Raw genomic sequence first — 23,103 nt, forward strand, 5'->3', positions numbered from 1 at the left:
TTTGCTTTTGAGGCCCGAAGCAGAGCTTCTGCGGCCAGTTTCTGGCTCTTTACGGTTTCTCGTCGTAATCTCAAGCCATGCCTTTGATCACGCAGTTACTGACCCTGCTTCTTTTCACTTGCCTGAGCTTTGCCGCTCGGGGCGAGAAATTGCGCATTGTCACGGAGCCGTGGGCACCTTACGTGTACGAGGAAAACGGCAAATCCCTGGGCCTGGACTACGAAACCACGGCCATCGTTTTCAAACGCCTGGGGATTGAAGTGGAATGGCAATTCCTACCGTGGAAGCGCTGCCTGTCGATGCTCGACACCGGTCAGGCCGACGGTGCGCTGGATATTTTCCACAGCGACGAGCGTGACGCCACGCTGCTCTACCCCAGCGAACCACTCTCCGAAGTCGAGTTCGTGATGTTCTACGCCAACGAGCGCCCCCATCCGTTCAGCACCCTCAATGACCTGAAAGGCCTGACCATCGGCACCTCGCCGGGTTATCTTTACAGCGAGGACTTCAGCGGCTCGACGCTGTTTACCCGCGAGCCCGCGCCGACCCACGAAGCCAACTTCGGCAAACTGCTGCGTGGACGGATCGACCTGCTGATCACTGATCGCCGGGTCGGCCAACATTTGCTGGATGAGCTGAAGATCCGCGATCAGATCACCGAAAACCCCACGATCATCAGCCACCAGAGCCAATTTCTGGCGGTTCGGCGCAACGCCGGTATGGATTTGCTGGTGCAACGCTTCGGCGCCGAACTCAAGCGTTTCAAGCGCGAGCCCGCGTATGCGGAGCTGAGCGCCCGTTATGGCGCAAGTCCCGGCCCCGATATCAAAGCCACAAGCGCCACCGCCGTGCGCGAGAAAACCGTTGAGCAGCAGGAAAGCGGCGCGCAGTGATTGCTCTGTTATACTCCGGCCTTCCCGCCAGGCTCACGCCCGGCCGCTCGGAATCGTTCAAGGCATCTCGACCCCGCTACAGCGCAGCTTTTCAGCCCGCGCGAGCGCTCCAGACGAGCCTTCGAAACCCAGCAGGACCGGACGGGATTGCGTTCCTCTTAAACGCCATTCGCGCCAGGCAAGACTCCCATTGGGCCAAGCCCTAACTAAAACAGGATTACTCATGTCCTTTGCTTCCCTCGGTCTCTCCGAGGCTTTAGTCCGCGCCATCGAGGCAGCGGGCTATACCGAGCCTACTCCGGTGCAACAGCGGGCCATTCCCGCCGTGTTGCAAGGTCGCGACCTGATGGTCGCGGCTCAGACAGGTACTGGTAAAACCGGCGGCTTCGCCCTTCCGATTCTGGAGCGGTTGTTCCCCAACGGTCACCCGGACAAATCCCAGCGTCACGGCCCGCGCCAACCGCGCGTACTGGTCCTGACCCCTACCCGCGAACTCGCGGCTCAAGTACACGAGAGCTTCAAGGTCTATGCCCGTGACCTGAAGTTCGTCAGCGCCTGCATTTTCGGCGGCGTCGGCATGAACCCACAGGTTCAGGCCATGTCCCGCGGTGTTGACGTGCTGGTGGCCTGCCCTGGCCGCCTGCTCGACCTCGCCGGCCAAGGCAGCGTCGATTTGTCCCACGTGGAAATCCTCGTGCTGGACGAAGCCGACCGCATGCTCGACATGGGCTTCGTCCATGACGTGAAAAAGGTCCTCGCCCGTCTGCCGAGCAAACGCCAGAACCTGCTGTTCTCGGCGACGTTCTCCAAAGACATCACCGACCTCGCCGGCAAGCTGCTGCACAACCCGGAACGCATCGAAGTCACGCCGCCGAACACCACGGTCGAGCGTATCGAACAGCGTGTGTTCCGCCTGGCCGCCAGCCACAAGCGTTCGCTGCTGGCGCACCTGATTACCGCCGGCGCCTGGGAACAGGTTCTGGTCTTCACCCGCACCAAGCACGGCGCCAACCGCCTGGCCGAGTACCTGGACAAACACGGCCTGAGCGCCGTCGCCATCCACGGCAACAAGAGCCAGAACGCGCGCACCAAAGCCCTGGCCGACTTCAAGGCCGGTGAAGTGCGCATCCTGGTTGCCACCGACATCGCCGCTCGCGGCCTCGACATCGACCAGTTGCCACACGTGGTCAACTTCGAACTGCCGAACGTCGATGAAGACTACGTGCACCGTATCGGCCGTACTGGCCGTGCCGGTCGTTCGGGCGAGGCGATCTCGCTGGTGGCCCCGGACGAAGAAAAGCTGCTGAAAAGCATCGAGCGCATGACCAAGCAGAAGATTGCCGACGGCAACCTGATGGGCTTCGACTCCAGCGCTGTAGAAGCCGAGAAACCAGAAGTCCGCGAGCGTCCGGATGTGCGTAACCCGCGCAACCCACGTGGCCCGCGCGGCGACGGTCCGACCGGCACTGGCGGTGGCGGCGGTCGTAAAGACAAAGGCAAGGACAAGGGCGGCAAGGAAAAACCTGCTGCCACTGGCCGTGGCGATCGCCCGGCCCGTGAACACAAACCACGCGAAGGCACCCCGGCGCGCGAGCAACAGCGTCCGGCGCCACGCGCTGCCGCCGCTGATCGTGCTCCGGACGAGTTCCTGGACGACGATGTGGATAACTTCGGTAACCGCGTTGACTACGTGCCTCAGGCCAAACCGGCCCAGGGTCGTGGTCGCCGTCCAGGTGCTCCGGCACAAGGTACGGCAGCTGGCGCTGGTGCAGGTGCTCCGCGCACCGGCGGCAAGCCGCAGGGTCGCCAAAGCGGTCCACGCAGCAGCGACGGCGCCACCACCGGCACCCCGCCAGCCAAGCGTAGCGGCCCACGCAACGGCGCTCCACGTGACGGTCAGGCCCGTCGCGAAGAGTCCCGCAACCGCCGTCCGGCCCGTGACGACCAGCCTCGTTCGGAACCGGCCGTGCAGAACCCGCGTGGCCCGGCACCGAAGATCATCCATAAAGAGTCGAAAACCGATCGGTTCCCGACTCCTGAGCAACTGGATCAACTGCCAGGTCGCCCGCGCGGCGAAAAACCAGCCTTGCTGACCCGCAATCGCTGAGTTTTTGAAGTAAACAAAAAATGCCCCGGATCGCGAGATCCGGGGCATTTTTGTTTCCCTGCCCCCACAAACAATCCCTGTGGGAGCGAGCCTGCTCGCGAAAGCGATTGAGCATTCAACATTGATGTCGACTGATGCGCCGTCTTCGCGAGCAGGCTCGCTCCCACAGTGGATCTCTGTCGTGTCCGATGTTTGTGTTTACTGGAGATCAAAGGTGGGAGCGGGCTTGCTCGCGAAAGCGGTCTGCCAGTTAACTGAGATGTTGTCCGATACGACGCCTTCGCGAGCAAGCCCGCTCCCACAGGGGATATGCGGAGGTCATGCGGATTTTGGCAGGCATAAAAAAACGCCCCCGATCGCGAGATCGGGGGCGTTTTTGTGTGCGCTACGAAGAGCTTTTGTAGGAGCTGGCGAAGCCTGCGATCTTTTGATTTTAAAAGATCGCAGCCTGCGGCAGCTCCTACAGTCTCAGCATTACTTCGCTTTCACACCTTCAAAGGTGATGTACAGCTCGACCGCATCGGACGATGGGCCCAGGTCTTTCTGCTTGCCGAAGTCGGAACGCTTCAGGTTGGTAGTACCTTCGAAGCCTGCACGGTAGCCGCCCCATGGATCCTTGCCTTCACCCAGGAAAGTCGCCTTGACCACGATTGGCTTGGTCACACCAGCAATGGTCAGGTCGCCGGTCACGTCAGCAGTGTCTTTGCCAGCGGCGTTTTTGCCGGTGGATTTGACTGCGGTGGAGACGAAGGTGGCTTTAGCAAACTTGCTCGCGTTCAGGAAGTCAGCGCTGGCGATGTGCTTGTCACGCTCAGCGTTGTTGGTGAACACACTGGAAGTGTTCACATTGAACTCGATCTTGCTGTCTTCCGGCTTGGCAGCGTCGAAGCTGAACTTGCCGTCGATATCCTTGAAAGTACCGGTGATGAAGCTGTAGCCCAGGTGGCTGATCTTGAAGTCGACGAAGGCGTGCTGGCCTTCTTTGTCGACGGTGTAATCAGCAGCCATCGCGTTGGCGGACAGCAGAGCAGAACCGATTGCCAGAGCGGCGAGAGTCTTTTTCAACATGCTTTCTATTCCTTTGGAGTCGAGGTTGAACTTCAAGCTTTGCGGCCGAGCATTCGCATCAGCGTCGCATCACGGTCGATAAAGTGGTGCTTCAATGCTGCCAACGCATGGAGACCGGAAAAAATTACCAGTAGCCATGCCAGATACAGATGAATCACACCGGCGGTATCTGCCTGATCCGGTAGTCCGGACACCAGCGCAGGAATCTCAAACAGGCCAAACACCGGGATACCGACACCGTCTGCGGTGGAAATCAGGTAGCCGGCAATCATCACAGCAAACAGACTGATGTACAGGAACGCATGGCCGAACTTGGCGCCAAGGCGCGTCATGCGGCTATAGCTCTGCAATGCTGGCGGCGGCGGACTGATGAAACGCCACAACACCCGCAGCAGCATGATGGCGAACAGCGTCAGGCCAATGCTTTTGTGCAGGTCCGGCGCGTCTTTGCGCCAGGTGCTGTAGTAATCCAGGCCAACCATCCACAGGCCCAACGCGAACAGCCCGAAGACCACCAACGCCACGCCCCAGTGCAGTAGAACGCTGACCCAACCGTAGCGAGAAGAAGAGTTACGTAGCTGCATTGCCCATATCCCGTGAGAACTGCGACCAAGACTATCGAGTTATCTATCGATTTAAAGCGGAAAATTTCGCTTTGAAATATCGAGAAATACGATCAAGAGTCTGTAATGCATCAGTTAAGGAAAGATTAAAGACCCAATGTGTGAAAAGAAAAGACGTCCAATCAAAGAACACCTCCACCACAAGGTTTATTCGATTCTTGATAACGGCTTTCTTCAGGCATAAAAAAAGCGCGGCATCGCTGCCGCGCTTTTTATCAACTCAAAGCCTTACTGCGCTTTGGTATCGGTCGCTGCCGGGGTCGTTGCAGCGGGCTTGGCCGCTGGTTTCTTCGCCGGTTCAGCTTTCTTCGCTGCCGGTTTGGCCGGTGCCTTTTTGGCCTCGGTTTTCGCCGCAGGTTTCTTCGCCGCAGGCTTGGTCGCTTTTTTCGCTGGCTCGGCTTTGACCGGGGCCGCAGGCTTCGGTGCTTCCACTGGCGCAGGGGCCGGGGTTGGCACTGGAGCAGGTGTCGGTGCTGGCGGAGCTACAGGTTCTGGCACCTTGACCGGTTCTGGCTTCTTGTCGTCATCCGACGAGCCACCGAACAGGTTGGTGAAGAAGTTACCTTTCTTCGCCGCCACTGCGCCGGCCGCTGCAGCGGTGGCTGCTGGAACAACTTTCACCGGCTCAAACGACTTGCCGGCCGCCAGGTCTTCAACCTGACCGGCCGCACGCTGACCGGTGCGCAATGCGCCTTCCAGGGTGCCCGGATACAAGGTGTCGGTGTGTTCGCCGGCAAACGCTACGCGTTGCAGCGGACGTTCCCACAGGCGCCAGTACTTGCTGATCTGGCCCGGGCCGAAGGCCAGGTAAGCGCCACCCATCGACGGGTCGGTGCTGTAGCGGCGGATTTCATAACCAGTGAACGAACCACGGGCCTGTGGATAAAACGCGTGCAGACGAATCAGCACCTGATCGGCCATCTGCTTGTCGCCGAAGGCCTGCATCACCCGGGCGTTGTCGCCGGACAGGTTGATCACCACGTTGGCGCCGCCCTTCAGCGCCGGCTCTACCCACAACATGCCCAGACCGGCGTTGCTGTAGATCTCGCCGGACATCCGCGCCTTGCTTTCCCACACTGGCGTCTTGAACTTCAACATGATCTGGTCGCGCCAGCCGTAGTTGGTGCCCTTGATCGCGCCCATGTGCTGGGCATCCAGCGACGGGGTCATGACGATTTTGCTGAGTGCGCGCAATGGCACGGCAACCACCACGTAGTCAGCCTGGTAGCCCACGCTGCCGACTTTGACGGTCACGCTGTCCTTGTCCTGGGTAATGGACGAAACCGGCGAGCTGGTCTTGATGGTTTTCAGTTGTTTGACGAAGGCCTGGGCCAACACCGGGCTACCACCGATCAGGCGCGAAGCGCGCAGGTCACGGTCGGAAACACCTCGGTAAACCCGGTTCTGCTGGGCGAAGTACAACAGCGACAGGCGCGAAGGTTCGTCGTAATGGGTACGAATCTCCTGATTGATCAGTTGGCGAGCCGTGGCTGGCAATGCCAGACGATCGAGCCAGTTGGAAACGTTGATCTGATCCAGGGCATGCAACGTGTTGTTCGCGGCCGGGTTTTGCGGATCTTCGATCGAGCTTGCCAGGTCATCCACGGTTTTTTCGTAGCGCTTGAGCGCTTCGGCAGTCACCGGGTCCTTGGTCGCCAGATCAGCAGCGGTGAAATACACGCCGTCGATCAGGTAGCCCGGCGTACGCACGAATTCAGGCGCTGGCGTGGTGCCAAGCTTGAACGTCGATACGTACTTGTTCAGTACCGGCTGGGCCTTGTCGTTGCCGATCCACTCGCTGGTGGCCATGCCGGAGCGACCGCCCAGGCTTGGCTTGGCTTCCAGCAGGGTCACCTGCCAGCCTTTGTTTTGCAGCTCGTAGGCCGCGGTAAGGCCCGAAAGCCCGCCGCCGATCACGATCGCCGTTTTATCTTTGGCCAGCGCCGAAACGCTGAACAGCCCCAACATCACCAGCGCACAGGCGCGCAGCCAACCAGCAGACATTCAGCGAACTCCGGAAATACACGAGAAAAAGCGGTTTTGCGAGCCAGACGACTCAAAGAACCGCGAAGAATACGTCAGCCATCAAAACGCCGCCAGCGACGTCTATCGCCCCATACAAAGTAGCTCAATCGACACAATGGGTTGTCCCCGCGCGATGCATTGCATAGGCTTGCGCGATTGTTTGCCCGCGCCCGCCGCGGACCGCCTCGAGGAGACTGTAAATGGGCCTGAATAATCAGTGGATGCAACGGGACCTGGCCGTGTTATGGCACCCCTGCACCCAGATGAAAGACCACGAACAGCTGCCGCTGATCCCGATCAAGCGCGGTGAAGGCATCTGGCTGGAGGACTTCGAAGGCAAGCGCTACCTCGACGCCGTCAGCTCCTGGTGGGTCAACGTGTTCGGCCACGCCAACCCACGGATCAACCAGCGCATCAAGGACCAGGTCGATCAACTGGAACACGTGATCCTCGCCGGTTTCAGCCATCAGCCGGTGATCGAGTTGTCCGAGCGCCTGGTGAAGATGACTCCGGAAGGCCTGACCCGGTGCTTCTACGCCGATAACGGCTCGTCCTGCATCGAAGTCGCGCTGAAAATGAGCTTTCACTACTGGCTCAATCGCGGCCAGCCGAACAAGAAGCGCTTCGTCACCCTGACCAACGGCTACCACGGCGAAACCATGGCGGCGATGGCAGTCGGCGACGTGCCGCTGTTCACCGAAACCTACAAAGCCCTGCTGATGGACACCATCAAGGTGCCGAGCCCGGATTGCTACCTGCGCCCCGAAGGCATGAGCTGGGAAGAACACTCGCGCAACATGTTCGCCGCCATGGAACAGACCCTGGCCGAGAACCACGACACTGTCGCTGCGGTGATTCTGGAGCCATTGATCCAGGGCGCCGGCGGCATGCGCATGTATCACCCGGTGTACCTGAAGTTGCTGCGCGAAGCGTGCGACCGTTATGGCGTGCACCTGATCCACGACGAAATCGCCGTCGGCTTCGGCCGCACCGGCACGATGTTCGCCTGTGAACAGGCCGGCATCCGCCCGGACTTCCTGTGCCTGTCCAAAGCCCTGACCGGCGGCTACCTGCCGCTGGCGGCAGTGCTGACCACCGATGACGTCTACAGCGCCTTCTACGACGACTACCCGACCCTGCGCGCGTTCCTGCATTCCCACAGCTACACCGGCAATCCGCTGGCGTGCGCGGCGGCATTGGCGACTTTGGATATCTTCGAAGAAGACAACGTCATCGAGAACAACAAGGCCCTGGCCCAGCGCATGGCCACCTCCACCGCGCACTTGGTGGATCACCCGAACGTCGCGGAAGTGCGCCAGACCGGCATGGTCCTGGCCATCGAGATGGTCAAAGACAAAGCGACCAAGGAAGCGTATCCGTGGCAGGAGCGGCGTGGCTTGAAAGTGTTCAAGCATGCGTTGGAGCGAGGTGCTTTACTTCGTCCGTTGGGCAGCGTGGTGTACTTCCTGCCGCCGTACGTGATTACCCCGGAGCAGATTGATTTCCTGGCGGAAGTGGCCAGCGAAGGGATCGACATTGCGACCCGTAACAGCGTCAGCGTGTCGGTGCCTGAGGATTTTCACCCGGGTTTCCGTGATCCGGGCTGATCGAACCTGCTTGAACTGCTGTGGTGACTGAGCAGCCGCCTTCGCGAGCAAGCCCGCTCCCACATTTGGAATGCATTCCCCTGTGGGAGCGGGCTTGCTCGCGAATGAAGTCGACACAAATCCAGATGATTCACACCCTTTCCAGAGACCCAAGATGAGACTGTCCCGCTTCTTTATCGACGCCCCCCTGAGCACTGGCGAGCACGAGTTGCCCGAGGCCCAGGCCCATTACATCAGCCGCGTGCTGCGCATGGCCGAGGGTGATGCGGTGCAACTGTTCGACGGCTCGGGCCACGAGTTTCGCGGCTCATTGGTGGAAGTCGGCAAGAAACGCGTGGTGGTGCAACTCGATGAAAGCTTCATCGGGCAGGTCGAGTCGCCGCTGCAGATCCATCTTGGCCAAGGCTTGTCCCGTGGCGAGCGGATGGACTGGGCGATTCAGAAAGCCACCGAACTGGGCGTCACGGAAATCACCCCGATCTTCACCGACCGTTGCGAAGTCCGCCTCAAGGACGAACGCGCCGACAAACGCCTGATGCACTGGCGCCAAGTGGCGATCAGCGCTTGCGAACAATGCGGGCGTTCACGGGTGCCGGTGATTCATCCGCCGCTGCTGTTGGCGGATTGGCTGAAGCAGACCGAAGCGGAATTGAAACTGGTGCTGCATCCGGTGGCGGAGCCTTTGGTGAGTCACGCGAAGCCGCAGACCCTGGCATTCCTGATTGGGCCGGAGGGTGGGTTGTCGGATGCTGAGGTTGATCAGGCCAAAGGGGCTGGTTTCCATGCCGCCCGGCTTGGGCCTCGGGTGTTGCGCACCGAGACAGCGCCGGTTGTGGCGTTGGCGGTGGCCCAGCAGCTTTGGGGTGATTTCTAAAACATCATCCCCTGTAGGAGCGAGGCTTGCCCGCGAAGGCGTCATCAGCGACACCACAAAAACCGAGGTGAAGCCTTCGCGGGCAAGCCTCGCTCCTACAGGATGCATTATCGATTTTGATCGTTCCGGAGCTATTGCACCGGATCACTCACCGGCTTGGCGATAATCGCTTTCAACTCGCTGGTCATCGGAAACTCCAGGTTCAGCCCTTTAGGCGGAATCGGCTGCTGGAACCAGCGGTTGTAGATGCCGTTGATTTCCCCGGAGCTGTAAAGATCGGCAAGCGTCGAGTTCACCAACTCGAGAAATTGCGGGTCGCCCTTGCGCACCATGCAGCTGTAGATTTCCCGCGATTGCTCCTCGCCGACCACGACCCAGTTATGCGGATCGCGAGCCTTGGCCCGCTCGCCGTAGAGCAGCGCATCGTCCATGTAAAACGCCGCAGCCCTTCCGGACTGCAACATCTGGAACGCTTCGCCGTGATCCTTGGCGCTGATCACGAACATGTCGATCTTGTGATCGACGTTGTAGCTCTTCAGAAACCGCTCATTGGTGGTGCCGGCGGTGGTCACGACATTCTTGCCGCGCAGGTCGGCGAAGCTTTTGATGCCGCTGTCCTTGGCTGTGAGCAACTGCCCCTTCACATAAATAAACCCGTAGGAAAACGCTACTTGCTGCATGCGCTCAGCCGTCACGCCGGTGGAGCCGCACTCAAGATCGACCGTACCGTTCTGCACCAGCGGAATACGGGTTTGCGAGGTCACCAGGTTGTACTTCACCTGCAGGTTCGGCTGATCGAGTTTTTGCTTGATGCGCTCGACAATCTTGCCCGCCAGATCCACCGAATAGCCCATCGGCTGCCCCGAGTGATCACCCACATACGAGAACGGCACCGACGCATCGCGATAGCCCAGGGTGATGCTCTTGGCATTGGCGACCTTGTTCAGCGTGCCGGTCAGCGGCGCTTCACTGGCGTGGGCCTGACTGGTGAGCAGCAGGCCGAGGGTGCAGCCGATCAACGTGATTTTTTGCATTGTTATTCTCCGTTGTGGGTGGGGCGATTAGCGGCGGGCGGCTATCACAGTGATTTCTACCAGAACCTCTGGACGGGCCAGTTGCGCCTGCAATGTGGTACGGGTCGGCGCCTTGTCCGGCGACAACCAGTGTGACCAGACCTCGTTCATGGCGGCGAAATCGCGGCCAATGTCGCTCAAGTAAATGGTCGCGCTGAGCAGGTGATCCTTGTCGCTGCCCGCCTCGGCCAGCAGCGCATCGATTTTCGCCAGCACCTCGGCGGTCTGGCCGCTGACATCGGGGCTGTCGCCGGGCACCTGCCCCGAGAGAAACACCAGTTCGCCAAAGGTCAGGGCGGCAGAGAGTCGACTGTTGCTGTTGATTCGGTTGATGCTCATCGTTTCTTCCTTATCAAGATCAAGTCAGGCGACGCGAGGCGCGAGGCCGTGCATTTCAATCGAAGGTGCGCGCTGCGTCATCAAATCGCTGAGCAGCCGCGCGCTGCCGCAGGCCAAGGTGAAACCCAGCGCGCCATGGCCGAGGTTGAGCCAAAGGTTGCGGTACGCCGTGGCGCCAATCAGCGGCACGCCACTGGGCGTGGCCGGGCGCATGCCGGCCCATTCGATGGCAGCGTCGTAGTCGCCGGCATTAGGCAAGGTGTCCTGGGCCTGACGTTTGATCAGCGCCAGACGCTTGGGATCGAGCGCCGGATCGAAGCCGACAATGTCGACCATCGCGGCCACGCGCAGTTGAGCACCGATGCGCGCGTAGACGATCTTGCGGTTGTAATCGGTGATGCTCAGGTCCGGCGCGCGATGTTCGGCGCGAATGGGCGCGGTCAGGCTATAGCCCTTGAGCGGATACAGCGGCAGGTTCATACCGGGCAACGCCAGCGCCGGGCTGCGATGCCCGGCCGCGATCACCAGTTGCTCGACCGGCAGCACTTGCGAACCCATTTCGATGGCCTGCACCGCGCCGCCCGTTTGGCGAATGCCGGTGACCTGTTGACCCAGCAAAAACTCGCAACGCCCCGATGCCTTGAGCCGGGCCACCAATTGCTGGCAGAACGCGTGGCAGTCGGCGACTTCTTCATCGGGGGTGTAAATCGCGCCCACGAACGGCGCCTCGGCGAGTGCCGGTTCCAGTTGGGCGCATTCGGCCCGGGACAACACCTGTTGCTGTTGCGGATCAGCCAAACCGTGGCGCGCATGCTCGAAACTCGCGGCTTCACGAAACGTCACCAGTTTGCCGTTGCGCCGCCAGTCAAAACCGCCCAGGCGATCGTCGTCGCGCCAGCCTTGCAGCGTGGCTTGGCTCAGCAGCGCCAGGCGCAGTAAATGCGCGCTGTTGCGCTGGTTCACCGAACGCCGGCAGGCCGCCAGAAAGGAGGCCATCCAGCGCCATTGCGCCGGGTCCAGCCGTGGGCGCAGCTTCAGGGGCGAGTCACCGCGCAGCATCCAGCCAATGGCTTGCAGCGGCACGCCAGCATCGGCCAATGGCGCGACGTAACGGTAGGACAACTGGCCGCCGTTGGCGAAACTGGTTTCGCTGGCCAGCGAGTCCCGGGCCTCGACCAGCGTCACGTCGATGCCGTCGCGAACCAGTGCGTAAGCCGTTGTCAGCCCGATGACGCCGCCGCCGATGATGCAAACCCGCTGAGCCATGTCTGTCCTTAACCGTTGTTGAATCAGGCCTCAGGTTAGGACCAGGTGACAGTCGTTGAACAATGCATAAAGATGGCTGACCCATAAACAAAGGTTATGGACTTGCCATGCGCCTGCGCCACATCGAGATTTTCCAAGCCATTCGCCAGACCGGGTCGGTCAGTGGCGCCGCACAGTTGCTGCACGTCTCGCAGCCGGCAGTGAGCAAAGTGCTGCAACACGCCGAACAGCAATTGGGCTTTGCGTTATTTCTGCGGGTGCGCGGTAAATTGCAGGCCACGCCCGAAGCGCTGGAGCTTGAGCGCGAGGTCGATAAGGTCACCGAAAGCCTGCAAGGCGTGCGGCGCCTGGCCCAGAGCCTGCGCCGTGAGCCGGGCCACAGCCTGCGGATCGGCGCGATCCCGGCGTTGGCGCTGTCGCTACTGCCACCGGCGATCAACGAGTGGACACAACGTTACCCGGACATTGTTTGCGAACTGTCCAGTGCCCATAGCCGTGAGTTGATGCAGAACCTGTTGATGCGCGAAGTGGATGTCGCCCTGACGTTGCAGCCGCCGGATCATCCGGGGTTGAAGGCGCAAACCCTGGCCAGTGGAATGCTGGTGGCGCTGGCGCCGCTGGGCTATTGGCCCGTCGCCAGCCACGGCCAACCGTTGCCATTGATCGAGTTGGCCGGTGCGCCACTGATCGGCCTGTCCAGCGCCGACCCGTTGGCCGCCAGGCTCGACAGCTACCTTGAAGCAGTCGATCCTCCACCCCGGGTGCGCATCGCCGTGCAGACCTATTCACTGGCGCGGGCGATGGTGGAATCCGGTGCCGGGCTGGCGGTCATCGACCCATTCACCGCGCTCGGGGCCTCCCCCGCCACGACCGCGATTCGCCCCCTGGCGCCGGCGCTGCCGATCACCCTGTACGCCGTGACCCGCGCCGACGAACCGCCGCCCCACACCTTGAGCGACTTGTTGCAGGTCTTCAGCCGACGGGCGCAGGCGCAGCTGGATCGCTTGATTGTGGGAGCGGGCCTGCTCGCGAATGGCCGCGACACGGTTCAAAGAACGTAAAACAATATCGCCACAAAGTGCAGCAAACTCCCGGCAATCACGAACAAATGCCAGATCCCATGGGCATGCCGCAGGCGATGGTCCAGGGCAAAAAAGATAATCCCCACGGTGTACAACACCCCGCCCGACGCCAGCCACGCGAAACCTGTGGAGCCCAACGCCGCCAGCAGCGGCTTGACCGCCACCAGCACAATCCACCCCATCACCGCGTAGATCACGATCGACAAAATCCGCGCTTCCGAACGCGGCTTGATCTCTTGCAGGATGCCGATCAGCGCCAGCCCCCAGACAATCCCGAACAACGTCCAGCCCCACGGCCCGCGCAGGGTCACCAGGCAGAACGGCGTGTAGCTGCCGGCGATCAGCAGGTAGATCGAAAAGTGATCAACCTTCTGCATGATCTCTTTCTTGCGCCCGCGCACGCTGTGGTACACGGTCGAGGCGCTGTAGAGCACCATCAAGGTAAATCCGTAAATCGCCACGCTGACAATCTTCCACGGGCTGCCGTCCATGCTGGCAATCACCAGCATCCACACCACCCCGACCGTCGCCGCCACCGCCCCGACCAAATGCGTCCAGGCGTTCAATCTTTCCCCGTGATACATGAATCGCTTTCCTCAAAATTCGCTACAACATGGCGCAAGGCGTAGGAGCTGTCGAGTGAAACGAGGCTGCGATCTTTTGACCTTGATCTGCGGTGCCTTTGTAGACGCCAAGATCAAAAGATCGCAGCCTCGTTTCTCTCGACAGCTCCTACACAGCTCCTACACGGCTCCTACAAGAACCCACTTACGTGCACAATCAGGTCATTCCAAAAAGAGTCCGGCCCATGCTGATCGACGAAGAGTTGACCCTGAAAAAACTCGAGGTGTTCCTTGCCTTCATGCGCACCGGCAATCTGGCCCGTGCCGCCGCCGAGTTGCAGACCAGCAATGTCAGCGTGCACCGCGCCATCCACTCCCTGGAAAGTGCCCTGCGCTGCCCGCTGTTCAAACACGAAGGCCGTAACCTGACGCCGCTGGAAAGTGCGTATGTACTGGAAGAACGGGCGCAGAAGCTGATTCAGGACGTGGTCGAAAGCGTGCGCCTGACCCGCGAAGCCGCCGGATTCTCGGCGGAACGCTTCAAGCTCGGCTCGCTGTACTCACTGACGGTGAAAACCGTGCCGCAGCTGATCATGGGCCTGAAAATCCGCCGCAGCGAACTCAACATCGACCTGATCCTCGGCTCGAACATCGACCTGCTCTACAAGCTCAAAAACATGGAAGTCGACGCGATCCTGATGTCCCTGGACGACAGCATCAACGACCCGGATTGCGAGCATATCCAGCTGTTCTCCGACGACATCTTCCTCGCCACTCCGGCGGACTCGAAGTTTGCCCAACGGACCGAAGTCGACCTCGCCGAAGTGCGCGACGAAACTTTCATCACCCTGACCCAAGGCTTCGCCACGCACCAGGACGGGATCCGGGTGTTCAAGCAGGCGGGGTTCGAGCCGAAGGTGGCGATGCAGGTCAACGACATCTTCACCCTGCTGAGCATGGTCAGCTCGGGAGTGGGTTATGCGTTGCTGCCGGGGAGGATTGCGGCGGTGTATGAGAACCGGGTGAAGCTGATTCCGTTGCAGGAAAAGTACCGGTTGCAGCAGCACATTGGCGTGGTGTTCTTGAAGGCCAAGGAGCGCGATCCGAATTTGCTGGCGTTGTTGGCGGAGTGTCGGATGTATGCGAATCGCCAGGCTTGAGACCGTGGCGCCCCATTCGCGAGCAAGCCCGCTCCCACAGGAGGATGCATTCCAATGTGGGAGCGGGCTTGCTCGCGAAGACGTCGGTACAGTCAACAAAGATCCAGCGGTTTAACCCACAATCCCGCGAACAATGAAGTACAACAACGAAGGCCCCAACAAACACCCAAGCCCGGTATGGAACGTCGCGGTCAACGCCCCATAAGGCACCAACCGCCGATCCGTCGCCGCCAACCCCGCCGTCACACCGCTCACGGTCCCGGCCAACCCACCAAACACCATCGCCGAACGCGGGTTATCCAGGCCCATCCATTTCGCCGCCATCGGCGTGCCGACCATTACCAGAATCGCCTTGATCAAACCGGTAGCAATCGACAACGCCACCACATCCGAACTGGCACCAATCGCCGCCCCGGTCACCGGCCCGACGATGTACGTCACCGCGCCCGCGCCGATGGTGGTCATGCTGATCGCATCGCGATAACCGAAGGCCCAGGCAATGCTCGCGCCGACAATGAACGGCAGCACCGTGCCCAGCAGCAGCGCAATCGCGCCGACCAACCCGGCCTTTTTCGCTTCGGTGGCTTGCACTTCGAACGCCGTGGCGACGATGGCGAAGTCCCGCAGCATGGCGCCGCCCATCAAGCCGATGCCGGAGAACAGCGTCAGGTCTGCCAAACCTTTTTGCCCACCGGTCATGGTGCCGCCGACCCAGGCCAGCACCAGGCCGATGACGATCGCAATCGCCGAGCCGTGAATCCGCCCGTAAGTCAGGCGTTTGGACAACACCACCGACACCCACATGATGATGCCGACGAACGCGAACGCGGTGACCAGACCATTGGCGGTCAGGCCTTTATCAATGAGTTCCCACATATCAGCGACCTCCTACTGGGGTGCCGAGCGGGGTCACTTCCGCCGGTTCATCGGGCAAAGGTTCGCCTTTATGAGTCCGGCTGATCAGGGCAATCGTGCAGCCGCAGATCACCACCGAACCGATGGCCGCCAACACCGCCACCGGGCCACCGTGCAACGCAGTCACGACGTTCTGTTGTGCCGCCATCGCCACCACCACCGGAATGTACATCGCGCCCCAGAAACCGACGCCCATCTCGCAATCCTTGGTCATGCCGCCGCGTTTTTGCATGTACAACCGTGCGCAGATCAACAGGATCATCGCGATCCCGACCCCGCCAACGTTAGACTTCACGCCCAATAACATGCCCAGGGCATCGCCCATGATCACCCCTGCCAGCGTACAGATCGCTAACAGCGCCACACCGTAAATAATCATTGTTGTAGTCCTCAAAGTGCATCGTCGAAGTTGTTGTTTTTGTGCTTCGCAAGCCTGAGTCGGTGTTCTAAAGTTGGCGGCTTCCCTCCTCACGCAACAGCGCTTGCAAGGTGTCCAGCCGAGCACCGTCGAAGGCAATCACGGTGCCCTGCTCGAACACCCGGCGCGCCAGCCCGGTCAACACCGCACCGGGCGGCAGTTCGATGTGTAGACGTACGCCACGCTCGTAGGCGCTTTGCACGGTGCCGCGCCAATCGACGACGCGGCACATGTTGAAAGCGAGGTCGTCGCGCAGGGCTTCAAGGTTGACGATGGGCCGAGCGCGACTGCCGCTCAGATAACCCATCGTCGGTGTTTTGAGTGTCACTTTGGCGAAGGCTTCGGCGAGGGTTTTGGCTGGTGCATCCAGTAACGGACAGTGCGACGGCACGCTGACCGCCAAGCGTTTGGCCAAACCTGCACCGCGACTTTTAGCCAACTGCGCCACGGCTTTCATCCCTTCGTCACTGCCGGCAATCACCACCTGGTTATCGGCGTTGATATTGGCCAGGTACACCGGCGTTTCGACGCTGTGAACCTGCGCCAGCAAGGTTTCCACGGTGGATAAATCCAGACCGATGATCGCGGTCATTCCATAGCCCTGTGGATAAGCCTGCTGCATCAGTTCACCGCGCAGGCTGACCAGATGCAGCGCATCGCTGAAGCTCAAGGCGCCGGCGACCACCGCTGCCGGGTACGCGCCGATGGACAATCCCGCCACATAATCCGCTGGTTCCTGCAATTGCCGCGAAGCCGCGACGCCAGCGATCAGCAAGCAGAGCTGAACCGCCCTCGTGGTCTTCAACGCTTCGGCGGAATCCAGCAGCAACGCGTCTTCGCCCAGGACATCACTCGCCTCGTTCAGCGTTTCCCGAGGCAAACGCTGCAGCATGCCGGGCTGCTGCGCGCCTTGGCCGGGGAACACCAGCAGGCTGCTCATGCGGCTTGCTCCTGTGGGTTCCATGGATCGATGACCAGACAGGCTTCGCGCGCATTTTTCAGCAGCACCCGACGTGCAGGGCCGGCCCATTCGCGCAAGGCGACGGCACCCAACGGCGTTTGCAATTGCATGTCCACTTGGCAGGCGCAGGTATCGAAAATCTTCACCCACTCCCGAGCCTGTTCACGGTCCAGCGGTTGCGGTGTGCGCAGGATCAAATCGAGATCGCTGCGTTCATGCAGCGCCTCAACACCGCTGGCCAATTCAAACCCGGCGCTGCCGCTGATGCCCCAGACCCAGCCGCTGGCATCCAGCATCGCCCGCAGTTGCGCCAAGGCGCGCAAGGCCGGCAGATCGCGATCAATCGAGACATGGCACAGCTCTTCCGGTTTGATCCGACGCTGAATCGAATCGACCGACATCACCGCTGCATAACGCTGTTCCCGCAATGGCCCACGCACCCCGACCGCGACCTGACCCGGCGCGCTCAATGCACGCCGAACCACTACAGGCTGACCGGAGCCAAGCGACTGAATCGCCCACAACGGCGCATCCGCAGGCAACTGCGCCGGGGTCATGCCCCAGAGCAAGTCGTGCGCCAGAAGCGTGTTCACCACTGCGCTCTCAGCAATTCGCGAACCTTGCTCGACGCGGCGCGGTTGCTGGCGCCCAAGCGGCTGCTCAAGTCGCGACCGCTTGCGGCGACATCGCTGATCGCCTGATTCAGGCATTCCGTCACGCGGGAAAGATCCTGCGCCGTCGGCTGTTCGATCTTCTCCACCGACAAGGTTTCCCAAAGCAAACCGAGGCTCGCGTAGCTGTCGATGTCATACGCCATCGGCGGCACGCTGGCGGCCAGGGCTTCGAGTTCTTCAACGCTGCGCAAGGTCACCCGCGCCGCTGAAGCCTTGCCCATCGCATGCACCATCACGCCCGGATCACGCAAGGCGATCAGTCGATTGGCCTGATACCCGTGAGCCAGAAACGCCCCGGACATCGCCTTGCCCACCAGCAAACCGATCACCGCGTGGCCAGCCAGACGTGCGCGAGCGTAACTGTCCGCCGCACCGGCCAATGCCTGATGAATCCCGAGGGCTTCTTCGCGGCGACCGTAGGCTTGGCTCGGTACATCGACGATGGCGATCAAGGCGCGCTTGTTCGGTTTATCTACGTCAGCAGTGATCACTTCATCCACGGCTTTGGCCAAGCCCCAGCCTTCCAGCAATCCGACCTCGCCATTGCGAGCGCGGGCGAAGCGGTTGTCGGGGTCAGTCACCACGGCAATAAACCGCACCGATTGATCGCCCAACACGCCGTCGGCAACCTTCAAAGAAGCCGGCAAACCCTCGACCGGTTTGGCGCCAGCACTCAAAGCATTGAACCAGTTCAAACCTCTCATGCGCCCTCTCCTTGATACAGATCGCGAACCACCGACGGCTCGATTTGCGGCTCGGCATCCAGACGCGCCAAGCGTTGCAGGAACAGTTCGGATTGCTGGCTACGCTGCTTCGCGGGCACGCCTTGCTTGAGCAATTCGCTGACCTGCTGCTGAATCTCTGCCACATCATCAGCGGCATACCGATCCACCAAACCACTGGCAAACCGCTGCTCGCCACCGGTCAGGCTCCAGATGAAAGGACGATCCCGCGAGTCGTATTCCTCAATCCCGGCTTCCTGCTCGATCACTTGCGGGCCGTTCAACCCAAGCCGTGCTTCCTGGGTCACCAGCAAATAGCTGCACAACCCGGCGGCAATCGACATCCCGCCAAAGCAACCGACGCTGCCGGCGACGACGCCAACCACCGGTTGGTACTGACGCAAATCGACAATCGCCGCATGAATATCCGCAATTGCCGCCAGCCCGAGATTGGCCTCCTGCAACCGTACGCCACCGGTTTCCAGCAGCAGCACGGCGCGGGTCGGAATGCCCTTGCGGTTGTCTTCAGCGGCCAATTCCAGCGCACCGGCCATCTTCGCCCCGCCGACTTCGCCGAGGCTGCCGCCCTGGAACGAGCCTTCAATCGCCGCGATCACCACCGGCAATCCGCCGATGCTGCCCTTGGCGATCACCACGCCGTCATCGGCTTGCGGCACCACGCCTTGGCGCGAGAGCCATGGCGACATGATGCGTTGAAACGGATCGAGCAATTCGCGGAAGGTGCCGGCGTCGAGCAAGGCTTTCGCCCGCTGGCGCGCGCCGAGTTCGACGAAGCTGTGTTTACGCAGGAGATCAGTCATGGCCGATCTCCTCAAAGCCTTGTTCCAGACGCAAACGCACCACACCCGGCGTCGCGCCGAAGTCGTGGATATCAATCGCCATCGCCGGCGGGGTCTGCCCGTCGAACATCCGTGCGAACAGATGCTGCCAGCGTTGTTCGGCGCCATTCACCGAGGTCTGCACCTGGATGGTCAGCTTGCCGGCCTGACCCGGTTCGATCAGCACTTCCAGATCGCCCGAGCCGACACAGCCCACCAGCGTCCGGCCCCGGGGCGGCTGCCCGGCGGGGAATTCAAAGGATAAGGTTTCCATCAGAAAGCTCCGGATTCGATGCGGTCGATGAACAGGCAAGCGGCGAGCAAATCAGCAGCGCCGCCCGGCGAGGCGTTCAACGCGATTAATTGTTCATCCAGTTCATGCAAGCGCCGACGACCGCCGAGGCTGGCACTGCCGCCCGCGTCGAGCACGGCTTGGGCGCCGAGTTGCATGGTTTGCAGGCCTTGTTCGCCGGCGCGGTAGAGCACGCAGGTGTCGGCCAGTCGGGTCATGATCGCGAGCAAGGCGTCGAGGCGCGCGTTCTGCTCGCCGTGGCCCAAGGCGCGGCTGCGCTGAAGTTGGGGCAGTGCGCGTTGCAGCACCGAAGGGAAACCAAGTTGTGCTTCTTCACGGGCGCCGCGTGCGCCGTAGCGTTGGGCGACTTGGGCGCCGTGGCTTAGAGGACGTGGTGCATAGCGGTCATCGAGCAAGGCCAAACGTGCGGCGCACAGAGTGACGGCGCTGGCCTTTGTGTTTTCAAGTGCAGCGGCAGCGACCAACAGCCCCAAGGCCCAAATCGCCCCACGATGAGTATTCACACCGCTGGTAGTGGCGAGCATCGCTTGCTCCCCTTCCCGGCCAATCCGCCCAAGGGCTTCGCGCAGTGGTAAGCCGACTTCGCCAAACTCGATAGCGGCTTCCGCCATTTCCTTGAACGCCGGCCACAACGACAGCGCCGAGGCGTGCATAAGCCCGAGGTGCAAATCGGTGTGGGCGCCATTGCCACGACGGTCCACCAGCGCCGGTTTCGGCGACAGGTCCGCTTCGTCGATCAGCGCATCCACCGCCAAATCCGCCAGCCGATCGGCCAGGGTCAGTGTTTTGGGTTGCAGGTTAAGTGCGTGCATTTACCAGCTCCTGAACTTGGCGGGCGGGTTGTAGAGGCCACCGGACCACTCCACCAGATCGGCCACGCTTTTCGCCGCGAGCAGTTCGCGGGTGGCGTCGGTGCGGCGGATGCCGAGGTCTTCGGGCAAGGCGATCAAGCCTTCGCGGCGCATGCGCGCGGTGTCTTTCGGGTTGTGGCGCATGCCGATCACGGTGACGCCCGCGACCGCCGCGATCATCGCCTGGCGTTCTTCCAGCGAGCGCGCCTTGTACAGATAGGCGATGCCTTCTTCGGTCAGCAGGTGGGTGACGTCGTCGCCGTAGATCATGATCGGCGCCAGCGGCATGCCGCTTTTACGTGCCACTTCCACCGCGTCGAGGGTTTCGACGAAGGTCGGTTTGCCGCCCTCCTGGAACGTCTCGACCATTTGCACCACGAGTTTTTTACCGCGTTCGAGCAAGGCTTCCGGCGCATCGTCGTAGCGCATATCGAGCCAGGCAGGCGTGCCATGGCGGCGACCGCGCGGGTCGTGGCCCATGTTCGGCGCACCACCGAAACCGGCGAGGCGTCCACGGGTCACGGTGGAGGAATGACCATCGCCATCGACTTGTAGGGTCGCGCCGATAAACAGGTCCACGGCGTATTGCCCGGCCAATTGGCAGAACATCCGGTTGGACCGCAGCGAGCCGTCGCGCCCGGTGAAGAACACGTCGGGCCGGGCGGCGATGTAGTTTTCCATCCCCAGTTCGGTGCCGAAACAATGCACGCTTTCGACCCAACCGCTTTCAATCGCCGGGATCAGGGTTGGGTGCGGATTGAGCGTCCAGTTGCGGCAGATTTTGCCTTTGAGGCCGAGGGATTCGCCGTAGGTCGGCAGGATCAATTCGATGGCAGCGGTGTTGAAACCGATGCCGTGGTTCAGCGACTGAACGTTGTGTTTTTCGTAGATCCCGCGAATCGCCATCATCGCCATCAACACGTGCACAGGCTTGATGTGGCGCGGGTCGCGGGTGAACAGCGGTTCGATATAGAAAGGCTTGTCGGCCACCACGACGAAATCGACCCAGGACGCGGGGATATCGACGCGCGGCAGGTCGGTGACGTCGTCCACCAATTGGTTGACCTGGACGATGACGATGCCGTCGCTGAACGCGGCTGGTTCGATTAACGCTGGAGTGTCTTCGGTGCTCGGGCCGGTGTAGATGTTGCCGGCGCGGTCGGCCATGAAACCGGCCGAGAGCACGACGTTGGGGATCAGGTCCACCACCAGCCGTGCATAGAGTTCGATGTAGGTGTGGATCGCGCCGATTTCCAGCAGGCCATCTTCCAGCAACTGGCTGATGCGCAGGCTCTGGGTACCGGCAAAGGAGAAATCGAGCTTGCGGGCGATGCCGCGTTCGAACAGGTCCAGGTGCTCGGAGCGACCGACGCTGGGCATGATCATGTGCAGGTCGTGCAACTTGGCCGGATCAGCCTTGGCCAGGGAGCGCGAAAGGAAATCCGCCTGCTTCTGGTTATTGCCCTCCAGCACCACACGGTCGCCGGGCAGAATCAACGCCTCCAGCGCCGCGACGATGTTCTCGGTGGGCAACACCACACCGTCGGCCAGGCCTTTGACCAACTCAAGACGCCGCTGCTTCTCGCTGCGCCGCCGCGTCCATCGCGCGTCGGGGGATATTGTTGTAGTCATGACCACTCCACGGGTTCGCTGTCGTGGAGTCACCTTAGGAGGGTTGGGTGTGGGGCATCAATCAAGCAGAGTGTTTGATTGTTACGGTTAGGGTAATGGTTGGCTGTACTGACGCCTTCGCGGGCAAGCCTCGCTCCTACAGGGTTTATGCCGTACACAAATTACGCGAACACCATAAACCTTGTAGGAGCGAGGCTTGCCCGCGAAGAGGCCAGAACAATCACCGCGGTCTTCGACCAGTCCCAAAAAAGGACCGATCAGTCCCTTTTTGGGACTCTTCAACCCTTCCCAGCCAAATGGGGATTTGTGTTTAAAAGTTGCGTCGCAGGAGGGGTGAGCGGCTACGTGGTCTGGCGTTGTTGCCTACAGCAATGCGGGAAGCCGCTGACTGGTGGGGTTTTGCGTTGATCGTTATCGTTTGGGGGTCGCTGCCAATTCAGCGACCGGGGCTGGAAACCCCATGAGTACGGGACGCAAAAGCGTCCTTCATAACGTATGCTTGCGCACCTTTAATGTGTGCACTCCGTTATGGCGGCTGTGCGCGGAAGACCTTAGGGTCTGCCGGGTCACCGTACCCCGGGTTTCCAACCGCGTACAGCTGCCACCCATTCGATTGGAAACCAAATGGGCCAGCTTCACCCCTGTACGGAGATTCACTATGTTCAAAGCTACCCCCAACCCCCCGGAATCCGGCACCGATTCCCAAGCATCCCTCGATGCAGAAAAAATGAAAGAAGCCGCCGACCGCGCCTTCGCCCATTACTTCCCCGCGGCTGAAGAAAAACGATCCAGCCACCGTAAGTACCACCTCTTCGCCGTCGCCCAGGGTGTCAACGACCCCGAAGCCATGCTGGCCAATGCTTCCGAAGATTTGATGTCCATCAGCGCAATTGCGGCTGGCCTGGCGGACGATGTGGAAGGTTCACGCCGTTCGGTCGTCCTGGGGATCAGCCGTTTGAGTGATGGTGTGCAGTTATTGGTGGAGCGGGTGTTGAATTACCATGAGGCGATGGCTGAGGGTAAGGTTTAGCCGATAATTTTGTGGTGAATTGAAGGCCGCCTTCGCGAGCAAGCCTCGCTCCTACAAGGTCATGTCGT

At 61.0% G+C, this 23,103-nt stretch carries 23 protein-coding genes; 7 read left to right on the forward strand and 16 right to left on the reverse strand.

Translation table 11 applies throughout. The annotated features are described in order from the left end of the window. The first annotated feature begins 77 nt into the window (after positions 1 to 77). Positions 78 to 893, forward strand: coding sequence for a substrate-binding periplasmic protein (locus LOY68_RS29745; protein ID WP_265041378.1), 816 nt, complete (start codon positions 78 to 80; stop codon positions 891 to 893). Positions 894 to 1,116: 223 nt separating this feature from the next. Then, positions 1,117 to 3,000 carry a DEAD/DEAH box helicase gene (locus LOY68_RS29750; protein WP_163911018.1) on the forward strand — a complete coding sequence of 628 codons (1,884 nt, stop codon included), beginning with the start codon at positions 1,117 to 1,119 and terminating at the stop codon, positions 2,998 to 3,000. 474 nt (positions 3,001 to 3,474) lie between these two features. Here the strand turns inward: LOY68_RS29750 and LOY68_RS29755 are convergent, their stop codons facing one another. From LOY68_RS29755 to LOY68_RS29765, 3 genes are all read right to left on the reverse strand, one after another. After that, entirely contained in the window at positions 3,475 to 4,068 is a 594-nt protein-coding gene (locus tag LOY68_RS29755) for a YceI family protein (protein ID WP_265041379.1), read from the reverse strand. A gap of 32 nt (positions 4,069 to 4,100) precedes the next feature. Next, positions 4,101 to 4,652 (reverse strand): cytochrome b, encoded by a 552-nt coding sequence (locus LOY68_RS29760; RefSeq protein ID WP_054044351.1) that lies wholly within the window; start codon positions 4,650 to 4,652, stop codon positions 4,101 to 4,103. Between the two features lie 267 nt (positions 4,653 to 4,919). Beyond that, positions 4,920 to 6,695 (reverse strand): flavin monoamine oxidase family protein, encoded by a 1,776-nt coding sequence (locus LOY68_RS29765; protein ID WP_265041380.1) that lies wholly within the window; start codon positions 6,693 to 6,695, stop codon positions 4,920 to 4,922. Positions 6,696 to 6,916: 221 nt separating this feature from the next. Between LOY68_RS29765 and LOY68_RS29770 the strand changes: the two genes are divergently transcribed. Together LOY68_RS29770 and LOY68_RS29775 are read left to right on the forward strand one after the other, a co-directional pair. Next, positions 6,917 to 8,323, forward strand: coding sequence for an adenosylmethionine--8-amino-7-oxononanoate transaminase (locus LOY68_RS29770; protein WP_163911012.1), 1,407 nt, complete (start codon positions 6,917 to 6,919; stop codon positions 8,321 to 8,323). 154 nt (positions 8,324 to 8,477) lie between these two features. Next, positions 8,478 to 9,197 (forward strand): 16S rRNA (uracil(1498)-N(3))-methyltransferase, encoded by a 720-nt coding sequence (locus tag LOY68_RS29775; protein WP_054044356.1) that lies wholly within the window; start codon positions 8,478 to 8,480, stop codon positions 9,195 to 9,197. Positions 9,198 to 9,328: 131 nt separating this feature from the next. Here the strand turns inward: LOY68_RS29775 and LOY68_RS29780 are convergent, their stop codons facing one another. Genes LOY68_RS29780 through LOY68_RS29790 form a run of 3 tightly spaced genes read right to left on the reverse strand, consistent with a single transcriptional unit; the run spans position 9,329 to position 11,875 of the window. Continuing rightward, positions 9,329 to 10,231 carry a transporter substrate-binding domain-containing protein gene (locus LOY68_RS29780; protein ID WP_265041381.1) on the reverse strand — a complete coding sequence of 301 codons (903 nt, stop codon included), beginning with the start codon at positions 10,229 to 10,231 and terminating at the stop codon, positions 9,329 to 9,331. A gap of 27 nt (positions 10,232 to 10,258) precedes the next feature. After that, on the reverse strand, positions 10,259 to 10,609 hold the full coding sequence (locus LOY68_RS29785; RefSeq protein WP_265041382.1) for a RidA family protein: 351 nt from the start codon (positions 10,607 to 10,609) through the stop codon (positions 10,259 to 10,261). Positions 10,610 to 10,633: 24 nt separating this feature from the next. Further along, positions 10,634 to 11,875: a D-amino acid dehydrogenase gene (locus tag LOY68_RS29790; protein WP_265041383.1), complete on the reverse strand. Its 1,242-nt coding sequence runs from the start codon at positions 11,873 to 11,875 to the stop codon at positions 10,634 to 10,636. 107 nt (positions 11,876 to 11,982) lie between these two features. On the opposite strand from LOY68_RS29790, the gene LOY68_RS29795 reads away from it, so the two are divergent. Further along, positions 11,983 to 12,936 carry a LysR substrate-binding domain-containing protein gene (locus LOY68_RS29795; protein WP_163911003.1) on the forward strand — a complete coding sequence of 318 codons (954 nt, stop codon included), beginning with the start codon at positions 11,983 to 11,985 and terminating at the stop codon, positions 12,934 to 12,936. On the opposite strand, the gene trhA is transcribed toward LOY68_RS29795, so the two are convergent. Next, a complete protein-coding gene (gene trhA, locus LOY68_RS29800; protein WP_054044362.1) occupies positions 12,924 to 13,541 on the reverse strand; it encodes a PAQR family membrane homeostasis protein TrhA in 618 nt (205 codons plus the stop codon). The genes LOY68_RS29795 and trhA overlap by 13 nt on opposite strands. A 224-nt stretch (positions 13,542 to 13,765) precedes the next feature. On the opposite strand from trhA, the gene LOY68_RS29805 reads away from it, so the two are divergent. Continuing rightward, complete coding sequence (locus tag LOY68_RS29805) at positions 13,766 to 14,680, forward strand: LysR substrate-binding domain-containing protein (protein WP_265041384.1); 915 nt, start codon at positions 13,766 to 13,768, stop codon at positions 14,678 to 14,680. 111 nt (positions 14,681 to 14,791) lie between these two features. Here the strand turns inward: LOY68_RS29805 and madM are convergent, their stop codons facing one another. From madM to mdcA, 9 genes are all read right to left on the reverse strand, one after another. Further along, positions 14,792 to 15,556, reverse strand: a complete 765-nt coding sequence (madM, locus tag LOY68_RS29810; protein ID WP_054044366.1) for a malonate transporter subunit MadM — start codon at positions 15,554 to 15,556, stop codon at positions 14,792 to 14,794. Between the two features lies 1 nt (position 15,557). Next, a complete protein-coding gene (madL, locus tag LOY68_RS29815) occupies positions 15,558 to 15,974 on the reverse strand; it encodes a malonate transporter subunit MadL (protein ID WP_054044368.1) in 417 nt (138 codons plus the stop codon). Positions 15,975 to 16,041: 67 nt separating this feature from the next. Beyond that, complete coding sequence (gene mdcH / locus LOY68_RS29820) at positions 16,042 to 16,953, reverse strand: malonate decarboxylase subunit epsilon (RefSeq protein ID WP_265041385.1); 912 nt, start codon at positions 16,951 to 16,953, stop codon at positions 16,042 to 16,044. Then, positions 16,950 to 17,570 carry a malonate decarboxylase holo-ACP synthase gene (locus tag LOY68_RS29825; RefSeq protein ID WP_265041386.1) on the reverse strand — a complete coding sequence of 207 codons (621 nt, stop codon included), beginning with the start codon at positions 17,568 to 17,570 and terminating at the stop codon, positions 16,950 to 16,952. Before LOY68_RS29825 ends, mdcH begins: the two co-directional genes overlap by 4 nt. Then, a complete protein-coding gene (gene mdcE, locus LOY68_RS29830) occupies positions 17,564 to 18,352 on the reverse strand; it encodes a biotin-independent malonate decarboxylase subunit gamma (protein WP_265041387.1) in 789 nt (262 codons plus the stop codon). The genes LOY68_RS29825 and mdcE overlap by 7 nt, the downstream gene beginning before the upstream one ends. After that, complete coding sequence (locus tag LOY68_RS29835; protein ID WP_265041388.1) at positions 18,349 to 19,191, reverse strand: biotin-independent malonate decarboxylase subunit beta; 843 nt, start codon at positions 19,189 to 19,191, stop codon at positions 18,349 to 18,351. The genes mdcE and LOY68_RS29835 overlap by 4 nt, the downstream gene beginning before the upstream one ends. Beyond that, entirely contained in the window at positions 19,184 to 19,483 is a 300-nt protein-coding gene (locus tag LOY68_RS29840) for a malonate decarboxylase subunit delta (protein WP_054044377.1), read from the reverse strand. The genes LOY68_RS29835 and LOY68_RS29840 overlap by 8 nt, the downstream gene beginning before the upstream one ends. After that, entirely contained in the window at positions 19,483 to 20,334 is an 852-nt protein-coding gene (locus tag LOY68_RS29845; protein ID WP_265041389.1) for a triphosphoribosyl-dephospho-CoA synthase, read from the reverse strand. The genes LOY68_RS29840 and LOY68_RS29845 overlap by 1 nt, the downstream gene beginning before the upstream one ends. After that, entirely contained in the window at positions 20,335 to 22,005 is a 1,671-nt protein-coding gene (mdcA, locus tag LOY68_RS29850; RefSeq protein ID WP_265041390.1) for a malonate decarboxylase subunit alpha, read from the reverse strand. It abuts the gene before it with no gap. 658 nt (positions 22,006 to 22,663) lie between these two features. Here mdcA and LOY68_RS29855 point away from each other — a divergent pair. Further along, on the forward strand, positions 22,664 to 23,035 hold the full coding sequence (locus tag LOY68_RS29855; RefSeq protein ID WP_265041391.1) for a DUF6124 family protein: 372 nt from the start codon (positions 22,664 to 22,666) through the stop codon (positions 23,033 to 23,035). The last annotated feature ends 68 nt before the right edge of the window (positions 23,036 to 23,103 follow it).

Origin of the sequence: Pseudomonas sp. B21-053 (genome assembly GCF_026016365.1) — a bacterium.
Classification (GTDB): Bacteria; Pseudomonadota; Gammaproteobacteria; order Pseudomonadales; family Pseudomonadaceae; genus Aquipseudomonas; species Aquipseudomonas nunensis.

Excerpts from the sequence above, each read along its gene's own strand:
- LOY68_RS29840 (WP_054044377.1), bottom strand. The coding sequence starts at position 19,483 with ATGGAAACCTTATCCTTTGAATTCCCCGCCGGGCAGCCGCCCCGGGGC.
- mdcE (WP_265041387.1), bottom strand. The coding sequence starts at position 18,352 with ATGAGAGGTTTGAACTGGTTCAATGCTTTGAGTGCTGGCGCCAAACCG.
- LOY68_RS29845 (WP_265041389.1), bottom strand. The coding sequence starts at position 20,334 with ATGCACGCACTTAACCTGCAACCCAAAACACTGACCCTGGCCGATCGG.
- LOY68_RS29785 (WP_265041382.1), bottom strand. The coding sequence starts at position 10,609 with ATGAGCATCAACCGAATCAACAGCAACAGTCGACTCTCTGCCGCCCTG.
- madL (WP_054044368.1), bottom strand. The coding sequence starts at position 15,974 with ATGATTATTTACGGTGTGGCGCTGTTAGCGATCTGTACGCTGGCAGGG.
- LOY68_RS29745 (WP_265041378.1), top strand. The coding sequence starts at position 78 with ATGCCTTTGATCACGCAGTTACTGACCCTGCTTCTTTTCACTTGCCTG.
- mdcA (WP_265041390.1), bottom strand. The coding sequence starts at position 22,005 with ATGACTACAACAATATCCCCCGACGCGCGATGGACGCGGCGGCGCAGC.
- LOY68_RS29790 (WP_265041383.1), bottom strand. The coding sequence starts at position 11,875 with ATGGCTCAGCGGGTTTGCATCATCGGCGGCGGCGTCATCGGGCTGACA.
- LOY68_RS29805 (WP_265041384.1), top strand. The coding sequence starts at position 13,766 with ATGCTGATCGACGAAGAGTTGACCCTGAAAAAACTCGAGGTGTTCCTT.
- LOY68_RS29835 (WP_265041388.1), bottom strand. The coding sequence starts at position 19,191 with ATGACTGATCTCCTGCGTAAACACAGCTTCGTCGAACTCGGCGCGCGC.
- LOY68_RS29760 (WP_054044351.1), bottom strand. The coding sequence starts at position 4,652 with ATGCAGCTACGTAACTCTTCTTCTCGCTACGGTTGGGTCAGCGTTCTA.
- trhA (WP_054044362.1), bottom strand. The coding sequence starts at position 13,541 with ATGTATCACGGGGAAAGATTGAACGCCTGGACGCATTTGGTCGGGGCG.
- LOY68_RS29755 (WP_265041379.1), bottom strand. The coding sequence starts at position 4,068 with ATGTTGAAAAAGACTCTCGCCGCTCTGGCAATCGGTTCTGCTCTGCTG.
- LOY68_RS29795 (WP_163911003.1), top strand. The coding sequence starts at position 11,983 with ATGCGCCTGCGCCACATCGAGATTTTCCAAGCCATTCGCCAGACCGGG.
- LOY68_RS29750 (WP_163911018.1), top strand. The coding sequence starts at position 1,117 with ATGTCCTTTGCTTCCCTCGGTCTCTCCGAGGCTTTAGTCCGCGCCATC.
- madM (WP_054044366.1), bottom strand. The coding sequence starts at position 15,556 with ATGTGGGAACTCATTGATAAAGGCCTGACCGCCAATGGTCTGGTCACC.
- LOY68_RS29770 (WP_163911012.1), top strand. The coding sequence starts at position 6,917 with ATGGGCCTGAATAATCAGTGGATGCAACGGGACCTGGCCGTGTTATGG.
- LOY68_RS29780 (WP_265041381.1), bottom strand. The coding sequence starts at position 10,231 with ATGCAAAAAATCACGTTGATCGGCTGCACCCTCGGCCTGCTGCTCACC.
- mdcH (WP_265041385.1), bottom strand. The coding sequence starts at position 16,953 with ATGAGCAGCCTGCTGGTGTTCCCCGGCCAAGGCGCGCAGCAGCCCGGC.
- LOY68_RS29855 (WP_265041391.1), top strand. The coding sequence starts at position 22,664 with ATGTTCAAAGCTACCCCCAACCCCCCGGAATCCGGCACCGATTCCCAA.
- LOY68_RS29775 (WP_054044356.1), top strand. The coding sequence starts at position 8,478 with ATGAGACTGTCCCGCTTCTTTATCGACGCCCCCCTGAGCACTGGCGAG.
- LOY68_RS29765 (WP_265041380.1), bottom strand. The coding sequence starts at position 6,695 with ATGTCTGCTGGTTGGCTGCGCGCCTGTGCGCTGGTGATGTTGGGGCTG.